Below are 25,121 nucleotides of genomic sequence, written 5' to 3' on the forward strand. Positions count from 1 at the left end.
CGTGGTCTGAGAGGGAGACGCCGTGTTCGACCATGACGTGCTGGTGATCGGCTCCGGCTTCGGCGGGAGCGTCTCCGCGCTGCGGCTGACCGAGAAGGGTTACCGGGTCGCGGTGCTGGAGGCGGGGCGCCGCTTCGACGAGGGCACGTTCCCCAAGACCTCCTGGCGGGCCCGCGACTTCCTGTGGGCGCCGGGGCTGGGCATGAAGGGCATCCAGCGCATCCACCTGCTCCGCGGCCAGAAGGGCACCGGCGTCATGGTCCTGGCGGGCGCCGGGGTCGGCGGGGGCTCACTGGTCTACGCCAATACCCTCTACGAGCCGCCGGAGGTGTTCTTCCAGGATGCCCAGTGGTCGGGCATCACCGACTGGAAGGCCGAGCTCGCCCCCTACTACGACCAGGCCAGGCGCATGCTGGGTGTGGTGATCAATCCGACGGTCACCAGGGCCGACGAGGTGATGCGCACCGTCGCCGAGCGGATGGGCGTGGGCGACACCTTCCACCTGGCCCCGGTCGGCGTCTTCTTCGGCCCTCCGGGCGTCGAGGTGGACGACCCCTACTTCGGCGGTGCGGGGCCGCGCCGCAGGGGCTGCACCGAGTGCGGCGAGTGCATGACGGGCTGCCGCCACGGGGCCAAGAACATGCTGATCAAGAACTACCTCTACCTCGCCGAGCGGGCCGGGGCCGAGGTCCTCCCCGAGACCACGGTCACCTCGGTCGTGCCGGTGGACGGCGGCTACCGGATCGAGACGCACCGGACCGGCGCCCCCTGGCGCCGCCGCGTATTCACCGCCGAGCAGGTGATCTTCGCGGCGGGGACGTACGGCACCCAGCGCCTGCTGCACCGGCTCAAGGCCGCGGGGACCCTGCCCCGGCTCTCCGACCGGCTGGGCACCCTCACCAGGACCAACTCCGAGGCACTGCTCGGGTTCGAACGCCCGTCGGCCAAGGGGGAGAAGCTCAACAGGGGGCTGGCGATCACCTCCTCGATCCATCCTGACGCGTACACGCACATCGAGCCGGTCCGCTACGGCGACGGTTCCAACGCGATGGGCCTGCTCCGCACCCTGCTCATCGACGGCGGCGGAGCGCCGCGCTGGCTCAAGTTCCTCGGCGAGGCCCTGCGCAGGCCCCACCTGGTGCCGAGGCTGTTCAACCACCGCCGCTGGTCGGAGCGCACGATCATCGCGCTGGTCATGCAGGCCAAGGACAACTCGATCACCCTGTCCATGCGCAGGGGACTCCTCGGCCGCAGGCTCCGCTCAGGGCGGGGCCACGGCGAGCCCAACCCCACCTGGCTGCCCGCCGGTCACGAGTTCGTCCGGCACGCGGCCGAGGAGGTCGGCGGCATGCCGGGTGGCACCTGGCTCGACCTGTTCGACATCCCGGCCACCGCGCACTTCCTGGGCGGCTGCGCCATCGGCGCCGGGCCCCAGACCGGGGTGATCGACCCCTACCACCGCGTCCACGGCTATCCGGGCCTGCACGTCGTCGACGGCTCCGCGATCTCCGCCAATCTCGGCGTCAACCCCTCCCTCACCATCACCGCCCAGGCCGAGCGCGCCATGGCCTTCTGGCCCAACCGGGGAGAGACCGACCCGCGCCCCGCCCAGGGCTCCCCGTACGCCCGCCTGACCCCCGTCGCCCCCGCCGACCCCGCCGTCCCCGCCACCGCCCCCGGCGCCCTCCGCCTCCCCATCGTCGGCATCACCTGAGCGGCACTTCGCGCGGCGCGCGTTCGGCCCGGTTGGCGGGGTGTCGTGGATTCGACCAGGATTCCTATGTGATGTGGAACGTTGAGGAGTTCGTTCGCGCGGCCGGGGTGACCGTCGATGAGCTGGCCGCCTACGTGGCGGAGAGCCAGGCGGGGGCGGTGCCGGTCATCCGGCGCAGGCCCCCGGGCGAGCTGGCCGAGCGGCTCGGGCTGGCCCGGTGGATCCGCGAGGGCGGGATGACCGCGGAGGCGTACGGGGAGTTCCTGCGCGGCTACCTCGCCGAGGGCACCCGGATGCACCACCCGGCCTACCTGGGACATCAGATCGCCGCGCCCGACTTCCCCGCCGCGCTCGCCGACTTCGTGCACGGCGCGGCCAACAACCCGATGGCGGTCTACGAGATGGGCGCCTCGGCGGCGACCGTCGAGTTCGAGGTGCTGCGCTGGATGCTGGACACGGTCGGGTTCGGCGAGGCGGGCGGCGGGGTCCTCACCCACGGCGGCTCGCTGGCCAACCTCACCGCGCTGCTGGCCGCACGGGCGGCGGCCGCCCCCGGCGCGTGGACCGACGGCGTCCCCGGTGACCTCGCCCTGCTCGCCCCCGCCTCGGCGCACTACTCGCTCAGCCGCGCGGCCGCGATCCTCGGGCTGGGGGAGCGCGCGGTCATGCCGCTGGACGTGGACGGGCTCGGCAGGGTCGACGTCGCCCGCCTGCCGGATGCCCTGGAACGGGTACGCCAGGCCGGGCGGCGGCCGATGGCCCTGGTGGCGAACGCCTGCGCGACCGGGACCGGGCTCTACGACGACCTGCGCGGGATCGGCGAGTTCTGCGCCGCCGCCGGTGTCTGGTTCCACGTGGACGGCGCCCACGGCGCCTCGGCGCTGCTGGCCGCCGAGCACCGCCACCTGCTCGACGGGATCGAACTCGCCGACTCGCTGATCTGGGACGCGCACAAGATGCTGCGCACCTCCAGCCTGGCCGCCGCGGTGCTGACCCGGCGCGAGGGCGACCTGGACGCGGCCTTCCAGCAGCGGGCCAGCTACCTGTTCTACGGGGAGCAGGGCTTCGACCTCATCGGCAGGACCGTGGAGTGCAGCAAGGCCGAGCTGGGCCTGAAGATCTTCCTCAACCTGGCCTGGCGGGGCGAGCGCGGCCTGGGCGAGCACGTCGCGCGGCGGTACGCCACCGCGCACCGCTTCTGGGAGCTGGCCCGCGAGCGGCCGGGCTTCGAGTGCCCGTACGAGCCGGAGAGCAACATCGTCTGCTTCAGGTACGGCACCGCCGACCCGGTGGACGTCCGCGAGCGCCTGATGGCGGACGGCGCCTTCCAGCTGACCTCGGCGGAGATCGGCGGGGTCCGCCACCTGCGGGTGACCGTCATGGCCCCGGCCACCGACGACAAGACGCTGGAGGCGCTGCTCGACCGGATCGCCGAGCTGGGGAATCCCCGAATCCAGGAGGGCCAGTGAACCGGTGAATTCCGGAAAGAAACGCTGAATCGGGGCTGGCCGCCGGATCCGGGGTCGAGATGGTTTTGCGGGCTTGCCATGGGATTTCGGGGCCTGGCCTGGTGGCAAAGGTGAGGTTGCCTCGCGGGCTGATCGTGGGCTGTCGTGCCAGGTCCCCCGGAGCCCGTACTGATATAGCGTCGCGACCATGACCGAACTCGACGGGCGCCTCCGGGCGGTATGCGATCTCAATGTGTCCGGTGTCCGGGAAATGGCCGGGCGGCACGAGTACGACGGCCTGATCCAGGACCTGTCGCCGGCGGGGGTGCGCGCCGGGCTGGCCGCGCTGGGTCAGGGGCCGCTGCCCGAGGACCCCTGTGACGCGGCGCACCTGCAGATCTTCGAGCAGGCCGCGCGGGTGCAGTTCGCCGAGCTGGAGCTGCACCGGCGCAGCCCCATGGAGCACGTGGGCAACCTGGACCTGGCCACCTACGACCGCGAGTACGCCCCCGAGGCCGAGCGGAACGCCGCCAAGCAGGCTCACCTCGCCCGTTGGCCGGAGGCGGTGGACAACGCGGTCGCCTCGCTCGACCTGCTCAGCGCCCCCGTCGCGACCGCGCTGCTCGGCGCGGTACGCGGCCTGGCCGCCGGGGTGCCCCGCGACGCGAAGGAGAGCGTGCGCGAGGCGGCGTTCCGGGCGCACGCCCGGCTGGTGGAGCACGTCGAGAAGGCCGCGCGCTCCGGCGACCCGGACGCCTCGCTCGGTGCCGAGGGGCTCGCCCGGCTGATGAGCGCCGCCGAAGGGCTCCCGGTCGACCTGGGACGGCTCGCCGAGCGCTCCGACGCCGAGCGTGACCGGCTGATGGGCCGGCTGACGGAGTCCTGCGCCGCGCTGGGGTTCGCCGACCGCAAGCCGCTGGAGGTCGCGCGTGAGCTCGTCAGGCAGCACCCTGGTCCCGAGGGCGTGATCGAGGCGGCCAGGATCGGCACCGAGAGCGCGATCGCCTTCACCCGGGAGAAGGACCTGGTGCCCTACCACGACGGGGAGTGCCTGGTCGGCCTCGCGCCCGAGTCGCGCCGGTGGGGTATGGCCATGATGAGCTGGTCGGCGCCCGGCGAGCCCGACGGCCCCTCGTGGTACCACGTCACCCCGCCCGACCTCTCGTGGCCGCCGGGCGATGTCGAGGAGTGGCTGGAGGTCTTCAGCGAGACCACGCTGCCCGCGATCAACGTGCACGAGGTCGCCCCCGGACACTTCTCACACGGCCGGGCGCTCCGCCACGCCCCTTCCGACGTGCGGCGGACGCTGATGTCGCTCTCCTTCGCCGAGGGCTGGGCGCACTACGCGGAGGAGCTCTGCGTCGAGGAGGGTTTCGCGCCGGAGGATCCGCGCTTCGAGATCGGTGTGTGGTTGGAGGCCCTGATCAGGGTGACCCGGCTGGCCTGCGCGATCGGCGTGCACTCCGGTGCGATGACCGTCGAGGAGGGCGCCCGCCGCTTCGCCGCCGACACCCACATCGTCGGCCCGGCCGCGCTCTCCGAGGCGGCGCGGGCCACCTTCGACCCCACCTACGGCCGTTACACCTGGGGCAAGCTGGAGATCCTCGACCTCCGGGACCGCGCCAGGACCGCCTGGGGTTCGGACTTCGGCCTCAAACGCTTCCACACCGCGATGTTCGACCTCGGCTCCCCACCCCTCGGCCTCCTCGACCACGCCCTTCACCTCCGCCCCGGTGACCGTCGGCCAGAACCGTGACCTCGGTGCCAGGCCGGAGCGCGCCTTCCTCACACGGCCGCGCTCCGGTGAGGTCGAGCGGCCTCCCGGGCACGCCCGTACCGGGACGGCCCGCCGGGAGATCGACGACCGATCGCCCAGGCCGCCGCTCCCGCCGGGTCGAACGGCGTACCGAACCGCGCTGCCGGCGGGATCAGCGGTCGACGGCCGTGGCGCCGCCGTCGACGACCAGGTGGGTGCCGGTGATGAAGGACGCCTCGTCGCTCAGCAGGAACCGTACGGCCGCGGCGACCTCCCCGGGGCGGCCGAGGCGGTGGAAGAGGGACTTGCGTTCGAAGGACTCCATGAAGCTCTGGTCGCCGCCGGTGGCCTTGACCAGCATGGGGGTGTCGATGTAGCCGGGGCAGACGGCGTTGATCCGGATCGGCGCCAGCTCGTGGGCCATGGAGCGGGTCAGGCCGAGCATGCCCGCCTTGGAAGAGCAGTAGGCCGGGATGAACGCCTGCCCGACCAGGCCCTCGACCGAGGAGATGCCGACGACCGCGGAGCCCTCGTGCCTGCGCAGGTCCGGAAGCAGGGCCTTGACCAGCAGGGCGTGGGCGCGCAGGTTGACGTTGAGCACCGCGTCCCAGGCCGCCTCGGTCAGCTCGCCGACGCCCAGGGGGGCCGCGATCCCGGCCGCGTGCACGAGGCCGCCGATCGCCCCCAGGGCGTCGCGGCTGGTGGCGACCGTGGCGGGAAAGGACGAGGCGTCGGTGACGTCGACGGTGACGGCGATCGCCGGGGCGCCGTTCATGGCGACGAAGGAGGCGGTCTCCTTGGCACCCGTCTCGTCGAGATCCCAGATCGCGACCGGGCGCCCGGCCTCGGCGAGCGCGAGCGCGCAGGCCCTGCCGATCCCTGACGCTCCGCCGGTGACGACGACTCCGGTACCTGTCATGGCCTGCCTCCTCGACTGGTGGTGAGCCACACGTTAGCTTTGTGGCCAAGCGGCCGCTAGGTATGGTGCGGCCGGAGACGGCGCGATGCGTGAACCGTCAGTTAGAGGTAACACGATGCGGGAACCGTCAGGCTGGAGGAAACGCCATGCGTGAACTGTCAGACAAGATCGCGGTCGTCACGGGGGCGGGCAGCGGGATCGGCCGGGCGCTCGCACTGGGCCTGGCGGCGGAGGGGATGGCCCTCATGCTCGCCGACGTCGACCCGGGCCCTCTCGCGGAGACCGCCTCGCTGGTGGAGGGGGTCAAGGTGCTCACCGAGATCACCGACGTCTCCGATCCGGCGGCCGTGCAGCACCTCGCCGACCGGACCTTCGGCGAGCTGGGCGCGGTCCACGTACTGTGCAACAACGCGGGGGTCTTCCAGGGCGGCCAGATGTGGACCAGGGAGCCCGAGGACTTCGCCTGGCTGCTCGGGGTGAACCTCTGGGGCGTGCTCCACGGGATCCGGGCCTTCGTCCCCCGTATGATCGCCCAGGACACCGAGGGCCACATCCTCAACACCGTCTCGGTCTCGGGGCTGTTCGCCGCGCCGTTCTCCGGCGCCTACTCGGTCTCGAAGTACGCCGCGTTCGCCGCCTCGCAGTCCCTCGCCCAGGACCTCGCGATGGCCGGCTCCAAGCTCCGGGTGACCGCGCTCTGCCCGGGCGGGGTACGGACCGGCATCAACCGCTCGGAACGGGTCAGGCCGGAGAATCTCACGGTCGCCGGGCCCACCGAGGACGAGGTGGCCTCCGCTGAGATCATCGACGGTCTGGTGGAACGGGGCATCGACCCCGAACAGGTGGCGCTCGCCGCGGTGGCGGCCATCCGCCAGGAGCGTTTCCTGGTCTTCACCCATCCCGGCTACGCGGCCGGCCTGCGCGAGCAGACCGAGGCCCTGCTCGCGGGAGCGCTGCCCCCGTTTCCCGTCTACGAGTAGCACGCCGACGGGCGCCGATAGACTGGGACCACCGCTCTGTTCCTTTTGGGGGTCTTGGTGTCTGAGTTCGACACGGTCCTGGTCGTCGATTTCGGCGCGCAGTACGCGCAGCTGATCGCGCGAAGGGTACGTGAATGCCACGTCTACTCCGAGATCGTCCCGTCGACGATGCCGGTGGAGGAGATGATGGCCAAGAAGCCCAAGGCCATCATCCTGTCCGGTGGCCCCTCGTCGGTGTACGCCGAGGGCGCTCCGGCCGCCCCCGAGGGCCTGTTCGGCACCGGCGTGCCGACCTTCGGCATCTGCTACGGCTTCCAGGTCATGGCCCAGGAACTGGGCGGGGAGGTGGCCAGGACCGGCACCGCCGAGTACGGCGGCACCCACCTGGAGGTGGGCGAGCACGGCGTGCTCTTCGCGGGGCTGCCCGCGAAGCAGTCGGTCTGGATGTCCCACGGGGACAGCGTCTCGGCCGCCCCCGAGGGCTTCACGGTCACCGCCGCGACCGCCGAGACGCCCGTCGCCGCCTTTGAGAACCCCGAGCTGGGCCTGTACGGCGTCCAGTTCCACCCCGAGGTCCTGCACTCCGAGCACGGCCAGGCGGTGCTGAAGCACTTCCTGGCCGCCGCGGGCTGCCGCCCCTCCTGGACGATGCTCAACATCGTCGAGGACGCGGTCGAGGCGATCCGCGCCCAGATCGGCCCCGAGGGCCGCGCCATCTGCGGGCTTTCCGGCGGCGTCGACTCCGCGGTGGCCGCCGCCATGGTCCAGCGGGCCATCGGTGACCGTCTGACCTGCGTCTTCGTCGACCACGGGCTGCTGCGCAAGGGCGAGGCCGAGCAGGTCGAGCGCGACTTCGTGGCCGTCACCGGGGTCAAGCTCCGGGTGGCCGACGCCCAGGAGCGCTTCCTGAAGGCACTGGAAGGGGTCACCGACCCCGAGGAGAAGCGCAAGATCATCGGCCGCGAGTTCATCAGGGTCTTCGAGGACGAGCAGCGCGCCATCATCGCCGACGGCCCCGTCGACTTCCTCGTCCAGGGCACACTCTACCCCGACGTGGTCGAGTCGGGCGGCGGCACCGGCACCGCCAACATCAAGTCCCACCACAATGTCGGAGGTCTCCCCGACGATCTCCAGTTCTCGCTGGTGGAGCCGCTCCGCGCACTGTTCAAGGACGAGGTCCGCCGGGCCGGCGAGGAGCTGGGCCTGCCCGCCTCCATGGTCTGGCGCCAGCCGTTCCCCGGTCCGGGGCTGGGCATCCGCATCGTCGGCGCGGTCAGCCGGGAGCGCCTGGAGATCCTCCGCGAGGCGGACGCCATCGCCCGCGAGGAGCTCTCCCGCGCCGGGCTGGACCGGGAGATCTGGCAGTGCCCGGTCGTGCTGCTCGCCGACGTCCGCTCGGTGGGCGTCCAGGGCGACGGCCGCACCTACGGCCACCCGATCGTGCTGCGCCCGGTCTCCAGCGAGGACGCCATGACCGCCGACTGGTCCCGCGTCCCCTACGACGTGCTCGCCCGCATCTCCACCCGCATCACCAACGAGGTCCGCGAGGTCAACAGGGTGGTGCTGGACGTGACCAGCAAGCCCCCGGGCACCATCGAGTGGGAGTAGGCGCCCGGCGGGGGACGGCCGCCGCCGATGGCGGGGTTTCCCGGGGTGCCGAGGGGTAGGTTGGTGCGGGTGTCCTCCCCACTGATCGGCGCGAACTCCGCCAGGACCCCCGTTCCCCGTCTGGCGTGGCTCGACGCGCTGCGTGGGATCGGCGCGGTCGCCGTGTTGCTGGAGCACATGCTGCCCTGGTTCATGCCCGCCCTGCGGCCGTACTGGTTCAACCTCGGGATGTACGGCGTCCTGGTGTTCTTCCTGGTCAGCGGGTACATCATCCCGGTTTCGCTGGAGCGGCGGGGTGATGTGCGGGCCTTCTGGATCAGCCGCGTGTTCCGGCTCTACCCGATCTACCTGCTGGTCGCGGTGGGCGTCCTGGTCATGGCGATCTGGATGCCCGTCCGCGAGCAGGTGCCCAGGGACCTGGCCTCGGTGTCCGCGCACGCCACGATGCTGCTGGACGTGGTGCACCTGGGCGGCCTGGCCGACACCATGTGGACGCTCTCGTACGAGATGGTCTTCTACCTGATCGTCACCGCGCTATTCGTCGGCGGGGTGCACCGTGCGAGCGGTGCCTTCGCCATCGGCTTCGGGGCGGTCGCGGTCGTGGCGGGGCTGGTGCTGACGGCGCCGCCGATGAAGGGCTACTGGCCCGCGTACGTGTCCGGCGTGCTGTTCTTCGTGGGCCTGGCCTGCCTGATCGGCGGGCGGTTCACGAAGATCGCCGCGTATGTCCTCGGGGCGATGGCCGTGGTGCTGCTGATCTTCTCCGGTTTCGTGCCGTGGCTGGGGGCGGCGATTCTCGCGGTGATGTTCGCCGGAACCGCGATCCGCCGCTGGGAGCACGGAGAGGGGGCCCTCTGGCCGGTGGCGGTCGCGACGGTGCTCGTGGCGCTGGCCCCGGTCTGGTCGGAGCAGGCCGGCTGGTGGTGGGTGCAGCCGGGGCCGTGGTTCGTCACCATGGCGTTGGCCGGGGTGTCGTTCGCGGGCGCGATGGCCCTGCGCGGGCGCCGGCTGCCCAGGTTCCTCGTCTGGCTGGGGCTGGTCAGCTACTCGGTCTACCTGCTGCATCACCCGCTGCTGCGGATCGCGCACACCGTTGTCGGGGACGTGCGGGAGGCCGGGCCGGTGCTGCAGCTCTCCCTGTCCGCGGCGTTCGTGCTGGTGGTGCTCGGCCTGAGCCTGCTCACCTACCGCTACGTGGAGCTTCCCATGCAGGAACTGGGCAGGCGGCTGGCTCGGCGGCGGTCCGCGGACGAGATCGCCGAGAGGACGCCCTCAACTGGGATGGCCAGGAGGGCGTCCTCGGGTGGGGCGGCTCAGCTGCCGTCCTCGGGCGACTCGGCGAAGTCGTCCGGGTCGCCGGTGGGCGACTCGGAGGTCAGGTCCTCGTCCTTCTCGGAGCCGACGGGGTAGACCTCTCCGGCCTTCGTGGCCTTGGCGCCGCGCAGTGAGGAGACCGCCACCACGTGGTAGCCCTGCTTCTGCAGCGCGGTCAGCAGCTTCGGCATCACCTTGACCGTCTGCTCGACCCAGTCGTGCATGAGGATGACCCCGTCACGCTTGGCGTTCTTGAGCACCTCGTCATAGATGGCCTTCTCGTTCCTGGTCGCCCAGTCGCGGGAGCCGCCGTTCCACAGCACGATCGGCATGCCCATCTCGGCGGCGATCGCCGCGACCCGCTGGTCGAACTCGCCGTAGGGCGGCCGGATCGTCGTCGGGTACTTCCCGGTGGACTTCTTGACGATGTCCTGGGTCTTGGTCAGCTCCTCGCGGATCTTGTCCTCGGACAGCTCCCGCAGGTGCGGGTGGCTGTAGCTGTGGTTGCCGATGTCGTGGCCCTCGGCGACCATCCGCTTGGCGAACGCGGGGCGGGACTTCACGTACTGACCCTCAAGGAAGAACGTCGCCTTGGAGTTGTACTTCTTGAAGGTGTCGAGCAGCTTGTCGGCGTACTTGCCGGGACCGTCGTCGAAGGTCAGCGCGATGCACTTGACCTTCGCGCAGTCCACCGGCACGGGCTTGGATGCGGGCTTGGCCTTGCTCGCAGCCTTGGCCGTCGGTTTGGGCTGTTCCGCACTCCACGCGGCGGTCGGGGTAGCGATCATGGCCAGCGCACAGGATGTGGCCAGCAACATTCGGACAGGAGACTTCATGAGGGGATCTCCGGGTCAAATCGACGTCGGTCGAATGGGCATCCTATCGAGGTGCCTGATGGCTCCTGGGGCTGAAGCGTCACAATGTCCTGTGAAAGCCCATATGCTCCGGTGATCGCGGCACCCCGCGCACCCTCCAGCAAACTTGCTGTTTCCCCAGGTCATGACTGTGTATAGCGGCGTGGGCGCGTCCCGCCGCCGCCCGATGATGGGCAACGGCCCCCTGCCGGAAAACGCTGGGGAGAGCATGACGATCGCCACGGTGGAGCCGCCCTCGGCCGAGAGGAGGCGGGGCGGTGTCCGCGACACCCGCGACCGGCGGTTCACCCTCGCCTGTTACGCGACCGGCCAGCTCGTGCTGCTCGGCTGGTGGCTCGCCCTCCATCCCGGGCTGATGAGCCCGGACTCCGTCACCTACGTCGCGCACGTCACGACGGGTCCCTGGGTGGCCGGCCAGTCGGTCGCCTACGACGCCCTGCTGGGCCTCTCGCTGAGGGTGACCGGCGACCTGTCCCCGGTCACCCTCGCGCAGACGGCGGCGATGGCCGCCGCGCTGGCCCACCTCGCGGGCGCGCTCAGGTCGCTGGGCGTGCGCGGGCGCGGGCTGCTCGCGGCGCTGGGATGCGCGGTGCTGTCACCGCCGCTCGGCGCCTTCACGGTGACGATGTGGAAGGACGTGCCGTTCACGGTGTGCGCGGTGCTGGCCGCGGGCACCGCCGTGCGGCTCGCGGCCGGGCCGGCCGCTGTGCGGCTCGCGACCGGGTCCGTCGCCGTGCGGCGCACGGCCGGGGCGCGGGACACGCTCAGGAACAGGGTGCTCAAGGGCGGGTGGACCTGGGATCCGCGGCTGGCCGCCCTCGGTGCCGAACTCGCCGGGCTGGGGTTGTTCAGGAACAACGGCTTCCTCGTCGCGCTGATCGCCGCGATCCTGCTGCTCCCGCTGCTGCCCGCGGCCCGCCGCCCGCTGGCGGCGGTGGCCGCGGCGGCGGTGGCGACGCCGCTGCTGTTGCTGGGCGCCGGCTACCCGGCGATGGGCATCGCGCCGCCGTCCCGCTCGTTCGCCTACCAGACGGTGTTCGGCGATCTCGCCGTGGCGTACGGGGAGCGCCCCCGGCTCTTCGACCGCGAGCAGCGGACGCTCCTCGCCACCATCGCCCCGCTGCGCGCCTGGCGGCGGGGGGCGACCTGCCAGACCATGGCGCGCGTCTTCTTCGACCCCGCCTTCAGCCACTCGCGGGCCGAGCAGCGGATCTCCGAGGTGCTGGAACTCTGGCGCGGGCTGCTGGTCCGCGCGCCCGGTGTGCTGCTGAGCGCCCGGGTCTGCCGCGCCGCGCTCGCCTGGCAGGTCGGTTCGACCTCGGGCGAGCCCGGCGGCGAGCTCTATCGCTTCTCGTTGCGCGATCCCCGGCTCCCCGACGGCTGGGAGGGCACCCCGGCGGCCTCGGCGATGCGGCAGCGGCCGTTCTCCGCCGGTCTGCGGGCCGCCGGGCTGTCCGCGCTGGACGCGAGCACGGTCAGGCAGCTTGAGTGGCTGCTCTGGCGGGCGCCCTTCTGGTGCTACCTCGGCTACGCGGCGGCCGCGCTCGCGTGGCGGCGGACCGGGAGCGGGGCGGCGCTCGCGGGGGCGGCCGTGGTCGCGGGACAGCAGCTCGGCGTGATCCTCACCAACACCGCGCCGGACTTCCGGTTCATGGTGGCGCCGATCTTCGTCGGTGTCCTGTTCGTTCCGCTCCTGCTGCGGGAGATGCGGACACCGCCACGTCAGCGGTCGATCTCGTCGAACAGCGCCTCCCAGCGGTCCAGGACGCGGGGCAGCCGGTAGGCCCTCATCCGTTCCCTGCCCCTGGCCCCCATCCGCCCGCGCAACTCGGCGTCGGACATGAGGCGCTCCAGGGCGGCGGCGAAGCTCCCCGCGTTCCCGGGTTCGGCCAGCACGCCGTTGTCGCCGTCCGCGACCAGCGTCCTGACCCCCGCCGAGGCGTCGCAGGCCACGGCGGGCAGCCCGCAGGCCGCGCCCTCGGCGAGGACCAGCCCCCATCCCTCGAAGTCGCTGCTCAGGGTGACGATGGAGGCGTCGAGGTACTCGGCCTCGACGTTCTCGACCTGCCCGCGGAAGACGATCCGGTCGCCGAGGCCGGTCTCGGCGGCCTGCGCCTCCAGCGCCGCCCTGAGCGGCCCGTCGCCGATGATGTGCAGCTCCCACGGTTCGGCGACGGCGGGGGCCGCGGCGGCGAAGGCGTCGATCAGCAGGTCGATCCGCTTCACCCTGACCAGCCGTCCCGCCGAGACGATCCGCGGGTTGCGCAGCGCGGCGGCCTTCTCGGGAAAGACACCGACCGGGTTCAGCATGGTCCCGCAGTTGGCGAGCCGGTGGTTGGTGAAGGACGCGGCGTAGTCGTCGCAGAGGAAGAGCGCCTTGTCGAGGTGCGCGTAGTACTTCTTGATCAACCGAAGGTTCGGGGAGTCCACGGCCTCGGCGTACGACTGGTGGTACTGGCCGACCTTGGCGATGTGCGGCATGGGCAGGTCGGCGATCCAGTGGGCGGCCCAGGGCGAGGCGATGACCAGGTAGCCGCCGTCGATCCGGTCGGTCAGCCGGAGCAGCCGCTGCCTGGCGGTGGCGACCTCCTCCGGGGTCCGCCGCGCCTTCGCCCTGCGCCACGGGAGCGAGCGGGGGGCGGCCTCGGGGACGGGCGTGTCGTACAGCGTGGCGTGCCGGTAGAGGGGGTCGGCGAAGTAGGTGTGCGGCTGCCTGGAGGGGTTGATGCTGACCAACCTCACCCGGTGCCCGCGGGTGGCGAGGCCCTGGGCCAGGGTGTGGATGACCCGCTGGGACCCGCCCATCGAGTCGCCGTCGGTGCTGAGGAAGATGACGTTTCGCGCTCTCATCGCACGACCTCCGGGAAGAAGGCGTCCACGACCTTGCCGCTCGCCTGCCCGTCGTCGAGGCCGCACCAGCGGTCGCGGAACTCCGCGTAGCGCCGCCGGTACCGTTCGGTGATCTCACCGAGCTCCTCCAGCGCGGCGGCGAGTTCGCCCGGGTCGCGCAGCAGCGGCCCGGGGGCGACCTCGGCCAGGTCGAAGCAGACCCCCCGCTGGGCGGCGGCGTAGCGTTCGTGGTCGTCGACGTAGTAGAGGATCGGCCGGCCGAGGCAGGCATAGTCGAACATGATCGAGGAGTAGTCCGTCACCAGCACGTCGGAGGCCAGCATCAGGTCGTTGACCTCGGGATACGCCGAGGCGTCCCGGGCCAGCCAGCCGAGCGGGTCGGGCACCGTGAAGCGGTCGTAGGGGTGGGCGCGGACCAGGATCACCCAGTCCGGGCGGAGCGTGGCGGCGAGGGCCGGCAGGTCGATCCGGAGTGACTCGCCGCTGAAACGCCCGTTGTCGCGGTAGGTGGGCGCGTAGAGGACCACCCGCTTTCCGGCCGGGACCTCGAAGAACTCCCTGACCCGCCGCGCCCGCTCGCGCTGCGCCGGTTCGGCGTGCCGCACCAGCACGTCGGTACGCGGGTAGCCGGCGTGCAACAGCTCGCCCTTGAAGCCGCTGGCCTCGGCGAAGTCCCGGCGGAAGTCGCGGCCCGGGGTGAGCAGCATGTCCCAGCGCGCCACCGCCTCGGCGTACTTCCTGGCCAGGGCGGGCTGCGTCCGGTGGCGGGGCTCGTCCAGCCCCATCTTCTTGAACACCTGGCCGTGCCAGGTCTGCAGGTAGCGGGTGCCCTTGCGCTTGCGGTAGCAGTAGGGGAGGTTGTGGCTGTCCACCCAGTAGCCGGCGCGCGCCAGGGTCCAGGCGTAGCGGAAGGTGTCGCGCCGGACGAGGTCGACGTCCTCGGGAAAGCGCTCGGGGACGCCCGCGTGGGACCAGACCGCGCGCAGGCCGCCCGCGCGCCGCTGCAGCTCCTCGTAGACGTAGCGCGGGTTGCCGGTGTAGCCGCTCCCCTCGGCGGACTCGAAGAGCACCAGACGGCGGTTGACCGGCACCGTCGCGCTGACCAGCCGGTAGAAGCGACCCAGGTTGCGGGGGGTGGCCAGGTCGGACAGCAGGTGTTGCCAGAGCTCCGCCATGCTCGGCAGGCGTCGCGCGGGCACGTGGCCGAGCCTGCGCGCCACGAGCCGGAACGGGATGTCGGCGGATGCCTCCAGGACCAGGCGGCCGGTGCCCACCGTGCCCACGGAGGTGAACGACAGGCTGGGGGGCGCCAGCAGGGGCCTGGTGTTGCGGCGCTCACCCTCGTGGAGCGAGATCGTGACCGCCTGCGGCCTGACGGCGTTGTCCGGCCAGTCCAGCTCGGGCAGGGAGATCGACACCGTCGCCTCCAGGATGCCCGTCCCCTCGGGGATCTGGGTGCCCTCCGCCTCCTCCGGGTCCCACTGTCCCTCCAGCCCCCGACGCTCCCGCGCTCCCCGGGGCGGCTCGGTCGCGGCGGGTGCCGGCTCGAAGGGGATCGCGGCGATCGTCTTCTTCCTGCCGCCGATGTGCAGCCAGGCGGTCAGCGAGCGGCCGTCGAGCACCCGGCCGGGGTCGTAGGTCCGCAGGCGCAACCGGACCTCGTCCCTCGACGCCTTCAGGTCGACGAGCTCGTGCCGGAGCAGCGCGCCGGCCAGCGGTTGCTCCGCCAGGTGCAGCTCGGTGACGTCCAGCTCGCTCCTGCCCTGCTCGCTCAGCGGGGGCGTCGCCCCCCAGAACACCCGCCCGCCTTCCGCGGTGACCGCCCGGGGCGGCACCGAGTGCCTGGCCCCCAGCTCGACGGCGGCGAGCGCCGCCTCGGCACCGCGCCGCTCGCGGACGAGCTGGAGGCAGACCCGCTCGGCCCTGCTCAGCCGCTTGATCGCCGCGGGTTCGAGCGTGTCCACGTACGGGATGACGAGGTCGGCGAACTCGGCGATCCACGCCGGGTCGCGCTGGGGCAGGTCGCCCAGGTAGAGGCGGAGGTCGTGGGAGAGGAAGCGGAAGTCCTTGTCCTCTTTGAGATCGAGGGAGTGGGTGGCGGCCAGCACGCGGTCGCTCAGCAGGGCGGCCGTGACGCGCTGGCGCACGTTCTCCAGCTCGTGCCGCCGCGACGAGATCGACCTGGTCGCGGGCGTGGCGGCGAGCAGCCAGCGGTAGACGGGCCACGGGACGACGGCGAACAGCTTGCTGCGGCAGAACAGCTCCGTCGACCAGACGATGTCCTCGTGGTGGATGTCCTCGTGGAACCGGATGCCGGTGCCGTCCAGGAAGGTCCGCCGGTACAGCTTGTTGGTGGCCAGGCAGTTGAAGAGGAGTTCGGGTTCGGCGCGGATGTCGTCCACGATCCGGCGCTCCGCGAACAGCCGGGGGTACCAGAGGGTGACGGCGCCACTCGCCTCGTCGACGCGTTCCACGGTGCCCATGACGAAGTCGGCGCCGGTCGCCTCCGCCTCCAGCAGCAGGCTCTTGCAGGCGTGCCTGGGCAGTTCGTCGTCACTGTCGAGGAACATCAGGAAGGGTGCGCGGGCGACGTCCATGCCCGCGTTCCGGGGGGCGCCGCAACCGCCGCTGTTGGCGGGCAGCCGCACGTAGCGGACCCGGCCGTCCTCCTCGGCGAGCGCCTTGGCCACCGCGGGGGTGTCGTCGCCCGAGCAGTCGTCCACGACGATCACTTCGAGGTTCTTGAGCGTCTGGCCGAGTACGGAGCGTACCGCCCGGGGTAACCGGGGCGCGTCGTTGTAGGTGATGACGATCACGCTGACGTCCGGGACCGTGTAACGCTGTGTCATGATGCGCAACTCCAGGGCGGCTGGGAGGAGAGCCTTGACCCGCAGCGGCCGGCAGCGGCCGGGTAAGGCGTCATGGGATTGCCGGTTTCGGTGTTCCGCCGGTGTCTGTCGGCGTCCGTCGATGACGGGGGTGTCAGGTCAGTGGGTCGCAGGGCCGAGGAGGACGGGGGCGTCGCGGCCGGTGCCCCTCGTGGTCCGGTGGCCCGCGCGCTCCTCGTGGTACTCCGCGTCGACGTTGACCTCCCAGACGTCGTGCCTGGCGCCGTCGACGAGGTTCTCCACGGTCAGCATCGCGGTGAGCATGGAGTGGTCCTGGTTGTTGTACCGGTGCATGCCGTTGCGGCCGACCGGGTGGATTCGCGGCCACTCCACGTCGAGGTACTTCCTGAGCACCTCCACGTTGTGGACGTAGCCGGCGTCGTAGACCGGGTAGGCCTTCGGCATCCGCACCACGTAGCCCCGCTGGACCTCACCGGGGGTGACCAGGCCCAGGTGTTCCAGCTCCCGGGTGCCGAACGCGACGAGGTCGTCATCGGGCATCCGCCACAGGTCGTCGCCCTCGTTGACGAAGTACTCCAGGCCGAGGCAGGTCCGTCCGGCCCGCACCAGGTACGGCGACCAGGAACCGTAGTTCTGCACCCGGCCGAGCCGTACCTCGGGGGAGTGGATGTAGATCCAGTTGTCGGGGAAGGAGAACCGTTCGGGGACGACCAGCGCGACGGTGAGGAAGTCGCGGTACCTCAGCCCCGCGGCCGCCTCGGCGACGATGTCCGGCACGTCGGGCCCGAGTGCGTGGATCAGGGCGCTGAGCGGCATCGAGGAGATGAGATTGTCGCAGTACACCTCGCGGACGGTGCCCTCGCCCCCGCCCGTGCGGACGGTGAGGGCCAGCCGGCCCCGGTGGCGGCGGACGCGTTCGACCCGGGTGCCGAGGCGCACCGTGGAACCCCGCTCGCGGACCCGGTCGGCGCAGGCCTCCCACATCATGCCCGGCCCCAGCTTGGGGTAGCGGAACTCCTCGATGAGGCTGGTGACCTCCTTGCTGTTCCTGCCGGGCAGCAGCGCGCCGGCGATCGCCCTGCCCAGGGAGAGGTTCCTGATCCGCTGCGCGGCCCAGTCGGCCTGGATGCTCTCCGCGGGAACGCCCCACACCTTCTCGGTGTAGGTCTTGAAGAAGATCCCGTAGAGACGGCTGCCGAATCTGGCCGTGACCCAGCCCTCGAAGGTGGACTGGTCCGCAGGCGGCCTGATCCGGGCCCAGGCGTAGGAGCCGACACATCGCGCGGATTCGAGGACACCGAGATTGCGCAGGGCGTTGGAGGCCCTGAGCGGGTAGTCGTAGAAACGGCCCCCGTAGTGGATGCGGCTCATCCTCGGGCGGAGCAGGAAGTCCTCCTCACCGAGGATCTCGTTCCAGAAGTCCGTCACCCGCGACACCTTCGTGAAGAAGCGGTGTCCGCCGATGTCGAAGCGCCAGCCGTCGCGTTCCTCGGTCCTGCTGATCCCGCCGACCACCCGGTCGGCTTCGAAGACCTCGCACGGGTGTCCTCGCCGGGCCAGCTCGTAGGCCGCGGTGAGCCCGGCGGGCCCCGCTCCCACGACGACTGTTGAGTCCATGCGCTTCCCCCCGCGAATGCCGTTTCCTGCGATCTCGCCCGTCTCGGTCACCCGATGGTGTCGGACGGTCCGGGGGGACCGAAGGGTCATTACGACTTACTAGGACGTGTGCATTCCCAGCCTTGACCAGGGCATGGTGAAGGCGTTGCCGCACCGCGGGCCGGAGGCGGGGGCGGGCCGGGTGCGAGGAATGGTCAAGTCTCGGTCTGCTCAGTCCATCGCGGTCATATTTTGGGCACGCCCCATCGGCCGCGAAGCCATGCTGCTGACGTGACGTCCACCTCGCGCGCATGGCCGCCGGGCCCCGCCACGCGCCCGGGACGTCTTCCACGATGAGTGGATCTTCACCTGCGTGGCGTGTCCGGTGTTCGCGCGGACGGACCGGACTGTGAGCTTTCGACTACCGGAGGACCGATCGTGGCCCCAGTGAGCATCATCGTGCCCATCTACGACGTGGAACCGTACCTTGAGGCGTGCCTGGAGTCGTTGGTCGCGCAGACCTGGGGTGACATCGAGGTCGTCATGGTGGACGACGGCTCTCCCGACTCCAGCGCGGAGATCGCCGAGGCGTTCGCCGCGCGCGACGCGCGGTTCCGGCTGATCCGGCAGGAGAACGCGGGCCTGGGCACCGCGCGCAACACCGGCGTGAGACACGCCACCGGCGAGTTCCTCGCCTTCGTCGACAGCGACGACATGCTCCCGCTGACGGCGATCGAGACGATGGTGTGCAGCCTTCAGGAGAGCGGTTCGGATCTCGCCACCGGCAACGTGCTGCGTTTCAGCGGGCAGGGGGTGCGCCAGTCGGCGATGCACAAGACGATCTTCGCCAACTCCGCCCGGCGAACCCACGTGACCCGTGACGAGATCCTGCTCAAGGACCGGCTGGTCACGAACAAGCTCTGGCGCCGCTCCTTCTGGGACGAGCACGGGCTGAGCTTTCCCCAGGGGGTGCTCTGGGAGGACATCGCGGTCTCCCTGCCCGCGCACTTCCTGGCCCGGGCGGTGGACGTGCTCTCCACCCCGGTCTACCTGTGGCGGGAGCGGGAGGGGGAGAGCGTCTCGATCACCCAGAACCGGGGGCACGTCAAGGGCATCGAGGACCGGTTCGCCGCGGTCAACTCCGTGCGCCGCTTCCTGATCGACACCGGCAGGGCCGAGCACCTGCCCGCGTGGGACCGGATGGTCCTCGACAGCGACCTGCCGAACTTCCTGCAGGTGCTCGACCAGGCGGGCGAGGAGTCCCAGCGGCGCTTCCTCGACCTGGCCTGTGCCTACCTCGACCAGGCGGGGCCGAAGGTCCTCTCGCGCATCCCCGCGCAGCGCCGGGCGAAGTGGGCTCTGGTACGGGAACGCCGGATGGACGACCTGGTCCAGCTGCTGGAGTGGGACCGGACGGTCAAGCCGACGGTCCGGGTCGGCGGCGGGAGCATCCGCGGGTACCACCTCAACAGCCCGGTATCCGTCGAGCGGTCCGCCACCCGGATGCGCGAGGAGCTCGACCTGCGGCAGCGGGTGGACAGCCTGGACTGGAAGGACGACAGGCTGGTCGTCGAGGGCCGGGTCTCGCCGCGCTACCTGCGTCCCCGCCGGCGGATCCAGCAGCACGTCTTCGCCTGGCTGGTTCCAGAGGGGACCGGGCGCAGGATCCGGCTCCCGGTCACGGTCAAACGGGGTCTGTCGCTGGTGGACACGGGCCCGCGCAGGCGCAAGGACTGGTGCGGGTTCCGGCTGGCCGTCGACCCGGCCGGGCTTCCCGCCGGCTCGTCCTGGCGTGTCGACCTGTGCGTGCTCTCCCGGGGCCTGCTGCGGAGAGGCAGGCTGGCCCAGCCGAGCCCGGCCGCGCGGCGGCTGGAGCTCACCGAGGACCCCTCGGGGAGCGTGGCGTGGACGGAGTGGACGCCGGCCGAGGAGTTCAGGCTCAGGGTGGAGCGGCCCGGCGGCCGGGTCACCGGTCACCGGGTGGCCGAGGGCAGGCTGCGGGTCACCGGCCGGTGCGGCGAGGACCTCGGCGCCGCGCCGGTGCTGCGGCTGACCCGGCCGCAGGGCGGCCGTGACCGGCGCTACCCGATGGCCATCGCGGACGGCGCCTTCGAAGCGGTGATCGACCTCGACGAGGTGCTGTCCGATCGCTGGCCCGGTCTGGACCCGGCGAGCCTGGAGATGAGCGCGCTCAATCCCGGGGCCGAATGGCACTTCGAGATCGTCTCGGAACAGGGTGACGCCCGGCCGCTGGTCGTCGAGCGTGACGTGGAGCGCGGCCTGCACCGGCTCCGCGGCCGGGACGTGGTGCTCGACAGGTCGCGGACGGGCGGGCTGGTGCTGCGCGAGCAGCGGCCGACGTTCTACGTGGAGCGGGTGGAGTGGACCGAGCGGGGACACCTGGCGCTGAGCGGGGCCGCGATGCGCCCCATCGACGGCCAGGCGTGGCTGGTCCTCACCTCGCGCAACCGGTTCAACGAGCGGCTCTTCCCGATCGTCGGCGGCAGCGCCACGGTGACGCCCGAGGGAACCGCCACGCTCGGCGGACGGCTGCCGCTGCCGGCGGGCACGCACGGTTTCTCGATCCGTACCGACGCGGGCGACATGCGGGTGGAGTTCCGGCTGTCCGCGCCGCTGGAGCACGTCTCCGCCACCCGTACGTTCACCTTTGACACCGACCTGACCTCCGAGGCCGTCTTCACGGTGAGTGACGACCTGCGCGCCTCGGGCCGGCCGAAGCAGCAGCGGCTGCTGCGCGAGGACTTCTATCCGGCCAAGTGCCAGGAGGCGCTGCGGCCCGCCGTCCTCTTCGACAGCTACGACGGCAGGCAGTTCTCCGACAGCCCGAAGGCGATCTACGAGGAGCTGGTGCGCCGGGGCGCCGACCTGGAGTTCATGTGGGTGGTCAGGGACGGGCAGGTGGAGTTGCCCGAGGGGGTGGCGCCGATCCGGCGGTACGGGCGGGAGTTCTACGACGCGCTGGCCCGCTGCCGGTACGTCGTCACCAACAGCCACCTGCCCTCCTGGTTCGAGCGCAGGCCGGACCAGACGGTGCTGCAGACCTGGCGCGGCACCCCGCTGAAGCGCGTCGGCTTCGACATCGAGAAGGTGCTGTTCGCCAGGCCCGACCATCACGAGCGGCTGGCCAGGACCGTCGCCAGGTGGAGCCATCTGATCTCGCCGAGCCCCTGGTGCACCTCGGTCCTGGACAGCGCCCTGCGCTTCGAGGGGGAGATCCTGGAGATCGGCTCTCCCCGCGCCGACCTGCTCCGCCGCGACGGAGCCGCGGCGATCCGGGAGCGGCTCGGCCTGCCCGAGGGCAGGAAGGTGATCCTGTACGCCCCGACGTGGCGCGACGACAAGTTCTACAGCAGGGGGCGCTACCGGCTGGACCTGCGCCTGGACCTGCAGCGGATGTCGGAGGAGCTCGGTGACGACCATGTGCTCATGATCCGCAAGCACCCGAGCGTCACCGACCGGGTGCCCCGGGTCGGCAGGGACTTCGTCCTCGATGTCTCGATATATCCGGATATCCAGGAGCTTTACCTGGTCGCGGACATGCTGATCACGGACTACTCGTCGGCGATGTTCGACTTCGCGGTGACCGGGAAGCCGATGCTGTTCTACACCTACGACCTGGAGCACTACCGCGACGAGGTGCGCGGCTTCAACTTCGACTTCGAGGCCGAGGCCCCGGGCCCGCTGCTGCGCACGACCGAGGAGGTGGTGGAAGCCGTGCGGGACGTCGACGAGGTGCGTACCAAGTACCTGAGGCTGTACGACGCCTTCACCGCCAGGTTCTGCCCGCTGGAGGACGGCGGCGCGGCGGCGCGGGCGGTGGACCGGGTGTTCGGCTGACAGTCGCAGCCGCTTGTCGCGCACCTGCGGGCGGCGGAACGGCCGGGCGGGCGGTCGCGTCGTGGCGGACCACGGCCGGCGCCCGCCGTGACCGGGACCCGCTTCCCGGGTCTCCTGACTGCCGACCGCCCGCGCGGTGTCGGCGCCCTTGCCCCTTGGCCGGGGGCCGGGGATGACGCCGGTGGGGTTCTACCCGGCGAGTGCCGCGACGCCCGCGCCGGTCAGGAGCGGATCACCGCCTAGCTCTGGCACGTGACGGGGTAGGTCGCCGAGAGCTTGCTCACCTGGTGGTTCAGCACCTCCAACCCGATGGTCCCGCCCTGCTTCGGTTCCCGCCACCAGTAGGGGGCCTGCACTTCGAGGACCCCGTTCGGCGGCACGACGAGCGTGTTGGAGGCCGTCTGCACCCCGTCGATGCTCCAGCGATAGGTGATCACCACGCCGGGCCGTGCCTCGAAGGCGCCGTACGCGGTCAGGTACGGCGCCTCGGCGCAGTCGCCGTAGTAGGCCGTCGGCGAGATCTCGCCGATGCGTACGGGGTTCGTCGTGGGCAGCATGCACTTCCAGCTGTAGGCCTCCTCCTTGGACGGCTGGTTGTGGTTCAGCACCTCGATGCGCACCCGGCCGCTGCCGGGGCCCATCGAGGTGTTGTACCAGAAGTCGCCGAGGTAGTTTCTGACCCCGGCTCTGACCCGCTGCGTCCTGGTCGGGCTCGGCTGGCCGTCGACGACGATCCGGTACTCGACGTCCGTGTCGACGTCCGACGTGATCATCGCCTCGGCCGTCAGCGGGAAGGAGCCGTCGCAGGTGCCGCGGAAGAGCTTCGTCAGCATGTAGCGGATGGTCAGGTTGGCCGGTGCGAGGTCGCCGGCGCTCTGCGCCGGCGTCTCGCTCTCGGCCGGCGCTCCCGATGCTGACAGCGCGGGCGGCCCGGCGGGGGGCGTGTCCGCCTGGGCGGGAGCGGCGCTCAGCAGACCGCCGAGCAGTAGCGCGCTCAACAGCGTCGCCGTTTTTCCGATCATGAGGTTCCTCCGTTTGCCGATAGCGGAAACTCATGATCTTCAGAGCGACTTGCGCCTTGGTTGGGCATTTCTTGGAATCGTCGGCCTCGGCCGCCCTTTCAGGTCCGGCCGGAGCCGGTTTCGACAGCGCACCCGTGCCCGGCCCGGTCCCGTGTGGTCGGTACGGCTGCCGACGCGGGGACGGTGCCGGGAGGCGGTGGGCACGGCGAAGGGCCGGGGAATCCCTCCCCGGCCCTTCGTGCCCCCAAAGCCGCCGATCACTGTGGCGCGGGCCGGTCAAGAAGTGGCATGGAGATCTTCTAGTAGTTACAGAGTGTAGATGGCAGGAGACGTGGCGTGGCCATGCTGGGATGCATGAGGGCCTATTCGTTGGACGACGTCCACGCGACCCGGAAACGAAAAGACTCCTGGTGGACCGTTTTCCTGGTTGATCCGGTGGCGTGCAGGCTCACCCTGCTCGTCGCCAACCATACGTCCATCACCCCCAACGGGCTCACTCGCTTCTCCCTGATTCTCGGGATGTGCTCGGCGATCTGCTTCGCGGCCGGACGGCTGGTGCCCGGGGCACTGCTGTTCTACCTGAGCTTCATGGTCGACTGCATGGACGGGAAGATCGCCCGGCTCAAGGGGACGGGCACCGCGTTCGGACTCTGGCTCGACTACGTGGGCGACCGGATCAGGGTGGTCTGCTGCGCCGCGGGGCTGGCGTCCGGGCAGTACGCGGTGACGGGGGAGGTCGCCTACATCCTGCTCGGCGCGGGGGTGGCGGTGCTCGACCTGTTCCGTTACGTGAACGCGCCGCAGATGAAGCGCGTGCGCGAGGTGGTCAAGGAGAACCGGCTCGGCCGCCTGGCGGCCGTCGAGTCCGTGGCGGCTCCGGGACACGCCAGGCCCGTGGAGGCCGTGCTGGCCGCCGGACACGCCGGGCACGTCAGGCCCGTCGAGGTCGTCATGCCCCGCGAGGCCATCACCCCCCGCGAGCCGATGCGGATCGTCCCCTTCGAGGAACGGAGGCCGAGGCCGCGGGGCGGCAAACGGTCGAGGCTGCCCCGCAGGTTCGGCCGCCTGCTGGCCCGTCGCCGGGTGCGGAGCCATCTGATCAGCGGCATCGAGTTCCACGCCGCGGTGTTCGTGGTCGCCCCGCTGGTGGGGAGGGTCGCCCTGGTGCCCCTCGCGGTCGCCTCCGGGGCGCTGCTTCTGCTGAACGAGGTCTTCCTGATCTATCGAATGTGGCTCTTCTCCCGGGTGGTGCCCGCCGCGCCGCTGGTGGAGAAGGTGCCGCGCGTATCTGTTTGACCAAGCTTTACGGGGGTTCGTTGTCATGCAGTCCGACCGCCCGATCTTCGTGATCGGTTGTCCACGTTCAGGCACCACCATGTTGCAGCTGATGCTGCACTCGCATCCACGTATCGCGGTGCCTCCGGAGACACGGTTCGTGGTGCCCGGCTACTACCGCAGGTTCTCCTTCGGGGACCTGCGCGAGGAACGGAACCGGCGCAGGGTCGGCCGGTGGATCGTGAGCGACAAGGACACCAAGTTCAAGGAGCTCAAGCTCGACGGGGACAAGCTGATCGACGACATCGTCGCGGGGCCGCCGACGCTGGGCTCGGCGATGGGCATCACCTTCCGCTCGTACGCCGAGCAGTACGGCAAGAGCCGCTGGGGTGACAAGCGGCCCAGCTACTACCACCACGTGGACCTGTTGATGCGGCTCTTCCCGGACGCCCAGTTCGTGCACCTGATCAGGGACGGCCGCGACTGCGTGGCGTCGCTGAAGGAGATGCCCTGGTACACCAAGGACGTCTTCCACGCGGTGGTCAACTGGAGCGAGGCGATCGACTACGGCCGCCACCACGCCAGGAAGCTCCCCGCCGACAGCTACTACGAGCTGCGCTACGAGGACCTGACCGCCTACCCGGAGACCGAGCTGAGCAAGCTCTGTGAGTTCCTCGGCGAGGACTACGACCCGGCGATGTCCGAGCCGTACCACGTCGCCAGGGTGGCGATCCCGCAGCACAAGGTCTGGCACAGCAACACGCACGGCGATGTCACCACCGCCAGGGCGGGTTCGTGGAAGGCCAGGCTGGAGCCCTGGGAGATCTCGGTCTGCGAGACGGTCCTGGCCGAGCGGCTGACCGCCAACGGCTACGAGCTGAGCGGCGCGCCCAAGGCGGGCAAGCCCCACATCCAGGCGTGCGAGAAGGCCGCCGCCAAACGACGCTGGGCGCGCAGGCGCAAGGAGTTCCGCGACCGCGTCAACCGGTTCCGCGAGCCGAGCCCGGTGGCCGCGAGGCTCACCAGCCGGCAGCTCGGCGAGCTGGCGAAGGTCTGA

Annotated in this window: 16 protein-coding genes; 10 read left to right on the top strand and 6 right to left on the bottom strand. The window is 71.1% G+C overall.

Features of this window, described 5'->3' with window-relative positions:
• Positions 1–22 precede the first annotated feature (22 nt).
• The 3 genes from AB0J58_RS02575 (at position 23) to AB0J58_RS02585 (ending at position 4,918) form a co-directional block, all read left to right on the top strand.
• The gene (locus AB0J58_RS02575) at positions 23–1,714 is read left to right on the top strand and encodes a GMC family oxidoreductase (protein WP_364209199.1); all 1,692 of its coding nucleotides are present in this window, start codon (positions 23–25) and stop codon (positions 1,712–1,714) included.
• 71 nt (positions 1,715–1,785) lie between these two features.
• Entirely contained in the window at positions 1,786–3,183 is a 1,398-nt protein-coding gene (locus AB0J58_RS02580; RefSeq protein WP_364209397.1) for a pyridoxal-dependent decarboxylase, read from the top strand.
• Between the two features lie 187 nt (positions 3,184–3,370).
• Positions 3,371–4,918 (top strand): DUF885 family protein, encoded by a 1,548-nt coding sequence (locus AB0J58_RS02585; protein WP_364209202.1) that lies wholly within the window; start codon positions 3,371–3,373, stop codon positions 4,916–4,918.
• Positions 4,919–5,090: 172 nt separating this feature from the next.
• Here the strand turns inward: AB0J58_RS02585 and AB0J58_RS02590 are convergent, their stop codons facing one another.
• Positions 5,091–5,837, bottom strand: a complete 747-nt coding sequence (locus tag AB0J58_RS02590) for an SDR family oxidoreductase (RefSeq protein WP_364209205.1) — start codon at positions 5,835–5,837, stop codon at positions 5,091–5,093.
• 146 nt (positions 5,838–5,983) lie between these two features.
• Between AB0J58_RS02590 and AB0J58_RS02595 the strand changes: the two genes are divergently transcribed.
• The 3 genes from AB0J58_RS02595 (at position 5,984) to AB0J58_RS02605 (ending at position 9,835) form a co-directional block, all read left to right on the top strand.
• A complete protein-coding gene (locus tag AB0J58_RS02595; protein WP_364209208.1) occupies positions 5,984–6,817 on the top strand; it encodes an SDR family NAD(P)-dependent oxidoreductase in 834 nt (277 codons plus the stop codon).
• Positions 6,818–6,874: 57 nt separating this feature from the next.
• On the top strand, positions 6,875–8,425 hold the full coding sequence (gene guaA / locus AB0J58_RS02600; RefSeq protein ID WP_343968175.1) for a glutamine-hydrolyzing GMP synthase: 1,551 nt from the start codon (positions 6,875–6,877) through the stop codon (positions 8,423–8,425).
• 69 nt (positions 8,426–8,494) lie between these two features.
• A complete protein-coding gene (locus AB0J58_RS02605; RefSeq protein WP_364209211.1) occupies positions 8,495–9,835 on the top strand; it encodes an acyltransferase in 1,341 nt (446 codons plus the stop codon).
• Here the strand turns inward: AB0J58_RS02605 and AB0J58_RS02610 are convergent.
• Positions 9,739–10,557 (bottom strand): polysaccharide deacetylase family protein, encoded by an 819-nt coding sequence (locus AB0J58_RS02610; protein ID WP_364209214.1) that lies wholly within the window; start codon positions 10,555–10,557, stop codon positions 9,739–9,741. The two genes, AB0J58_RS02605 and AB0J58_RS02610, sit on opposite strands and share 97 nt — an antisense overlap.
• A 181-nt stretch (positions 10,558–10,738) precedes the next feature.
• Between AB0J58_RS02610 and AB0J58_RS02615 the strand changes: the two genes are divergently transcribed.
• Positions 10,739–12,397: a hypothetical protein gene (locus AB0J58_RS02615; RefSeq protein WP_364209217.1), complete on the top strand. Its 1,659-nt coding sequence runs from the start codon at positions 10,739–10,741 to the stop codon at positions 12,395–12,397.
• Here the strand turns inward: AB0J58_RS02615 and AB0J58_RS02620 are convergent.
• The 3 genes from AB0J58_RS02620 to AB0J58_RS02630 all read right to left on the bottom strand — a co-directional run bounded on the left by AB0J58_RS02620 (position 12,337) and on the right by AB0J58_RS02630 (position 17,930).
• Positions 12,337–13,464, bottom strand: a complete 1,128-nt coding sequence (locus tag AB0J58_RS02620) for a glycosyltransferase (RefSeq protein ID WP_364209220.1) — start codon at positions 13,462–13,464, stop codon at positions 12,337–12,339. The genes AB0J58_RS02615 and AB0J58_RS02620 overlap by 61 nt on opposite strands.
• Positions 13,461–16,313: a bifunctional glycosyltransferase family 2 protein/CDP-glycerol:glycerophosphate glycerophosphotransferase gene (locus AB0J58_RS02625; protein ID WP_364209223.1), complete on the bottom strand. Its 2,853-nt coding sequence runs from the start codon at positions 16,311–16,313 to the stop codon at positions 13,461–13,463. Before AB0J58_RS02625 ends, AB0J58_RS02620 begins: the two co-directional genes overlap by 4 nt.
• 138 nt (positions 16,314–16,451) lie before the next feature.
• The gene (locus tag AB0J58_RS02630) at positions 16,452–17,930 is read right to left on the bottom strand and encodes an NAD(P)/FAD-dependent oxidoreductase (protein ID WP_364209225.1); all 1,479 of its coding nucleotides are present in this window, start codon (positions 17,928–17,930) and stop codon (positions 16,452–16,454) included.
• 426 nt (positions 17,931–18,356) lie between these two features.
• Between AB0J58_RS02630 and AB0J58_RS02635 the strand changes: the two genes are divergently transcribed.
• Positions 18,357–21,767: a bifunctional glycosyltransferase family 2 protein/CDP-glycerol:glycerophosphate glycerophosphotransferase gene (locus AB0J58_RS02635; protein ID WP_364209228.1), complete on the top strand. Its 3,411-nt coding sequence runs from the start codon at positions 18,357–18,359 to the stop codon at positions 21,765–21,767.
• A 239-nt stretch (positions 21,768–22,006) separates the two neighbouring features.
• Here AB0J58_RS02635 and AB0J58_RS02640 read toward each other — a convergent pair whose 3' ends face one another.
• Positions 22,007–22,789, bottom strand: coding sequence for a hypothetical protein (locus tag AB0J58_RS02640; RefSeq protein WP_364209231.1), 783 nt, complete (start codon positions 22,787–22,789; stop codon positions 22,007–22,009).
• Between the two features lie 354 nt (positions 22,790–23,143).
• Here AB0J58_RS02640 and AB0J58_RS02645 point away from each other — a divergent pair, with 354 nt between their 5' ends.
• Together AB0J58_RS02645 and AB0J58_RS02650 are read left to right on the top strand one after the other, a co-directional pair.
• On the top strand, positions 23,144–24,085 hold the full coding sequence (locus AB0J58_RS02645; protein ID WP_364209234.1) for a CDP-alcohol phosphatidyltransferase family protein: 942 nt from the start codon (positions 23,144–23,146) through the stop codon (positions 24,083–24,085).
• A gap of 25 nt (positions 24,086–24,110) precedes the next feature.
• The gene (locus tag AB0J58_RS02650; protein WP_364209237.1) at positions 24,111–25,121 is read left to right on the top strand and encodes a sulfotransferase; all 1,011 of its coding nucleotides are present in this window, start codon (positions 24,111–24,113) and stop codon (positions 25,119–25,121) included.

It is taken from the genome of Streptosporangium sp. NPDC049644 (assembly GCF_040675205.1).
Lineage (GTDB): Bacteria > Actinomycetota > Actinomycetes > Streptosporangiales > Streptosporangiaceae > Streptosporangium > Streptosporangium fukuiense.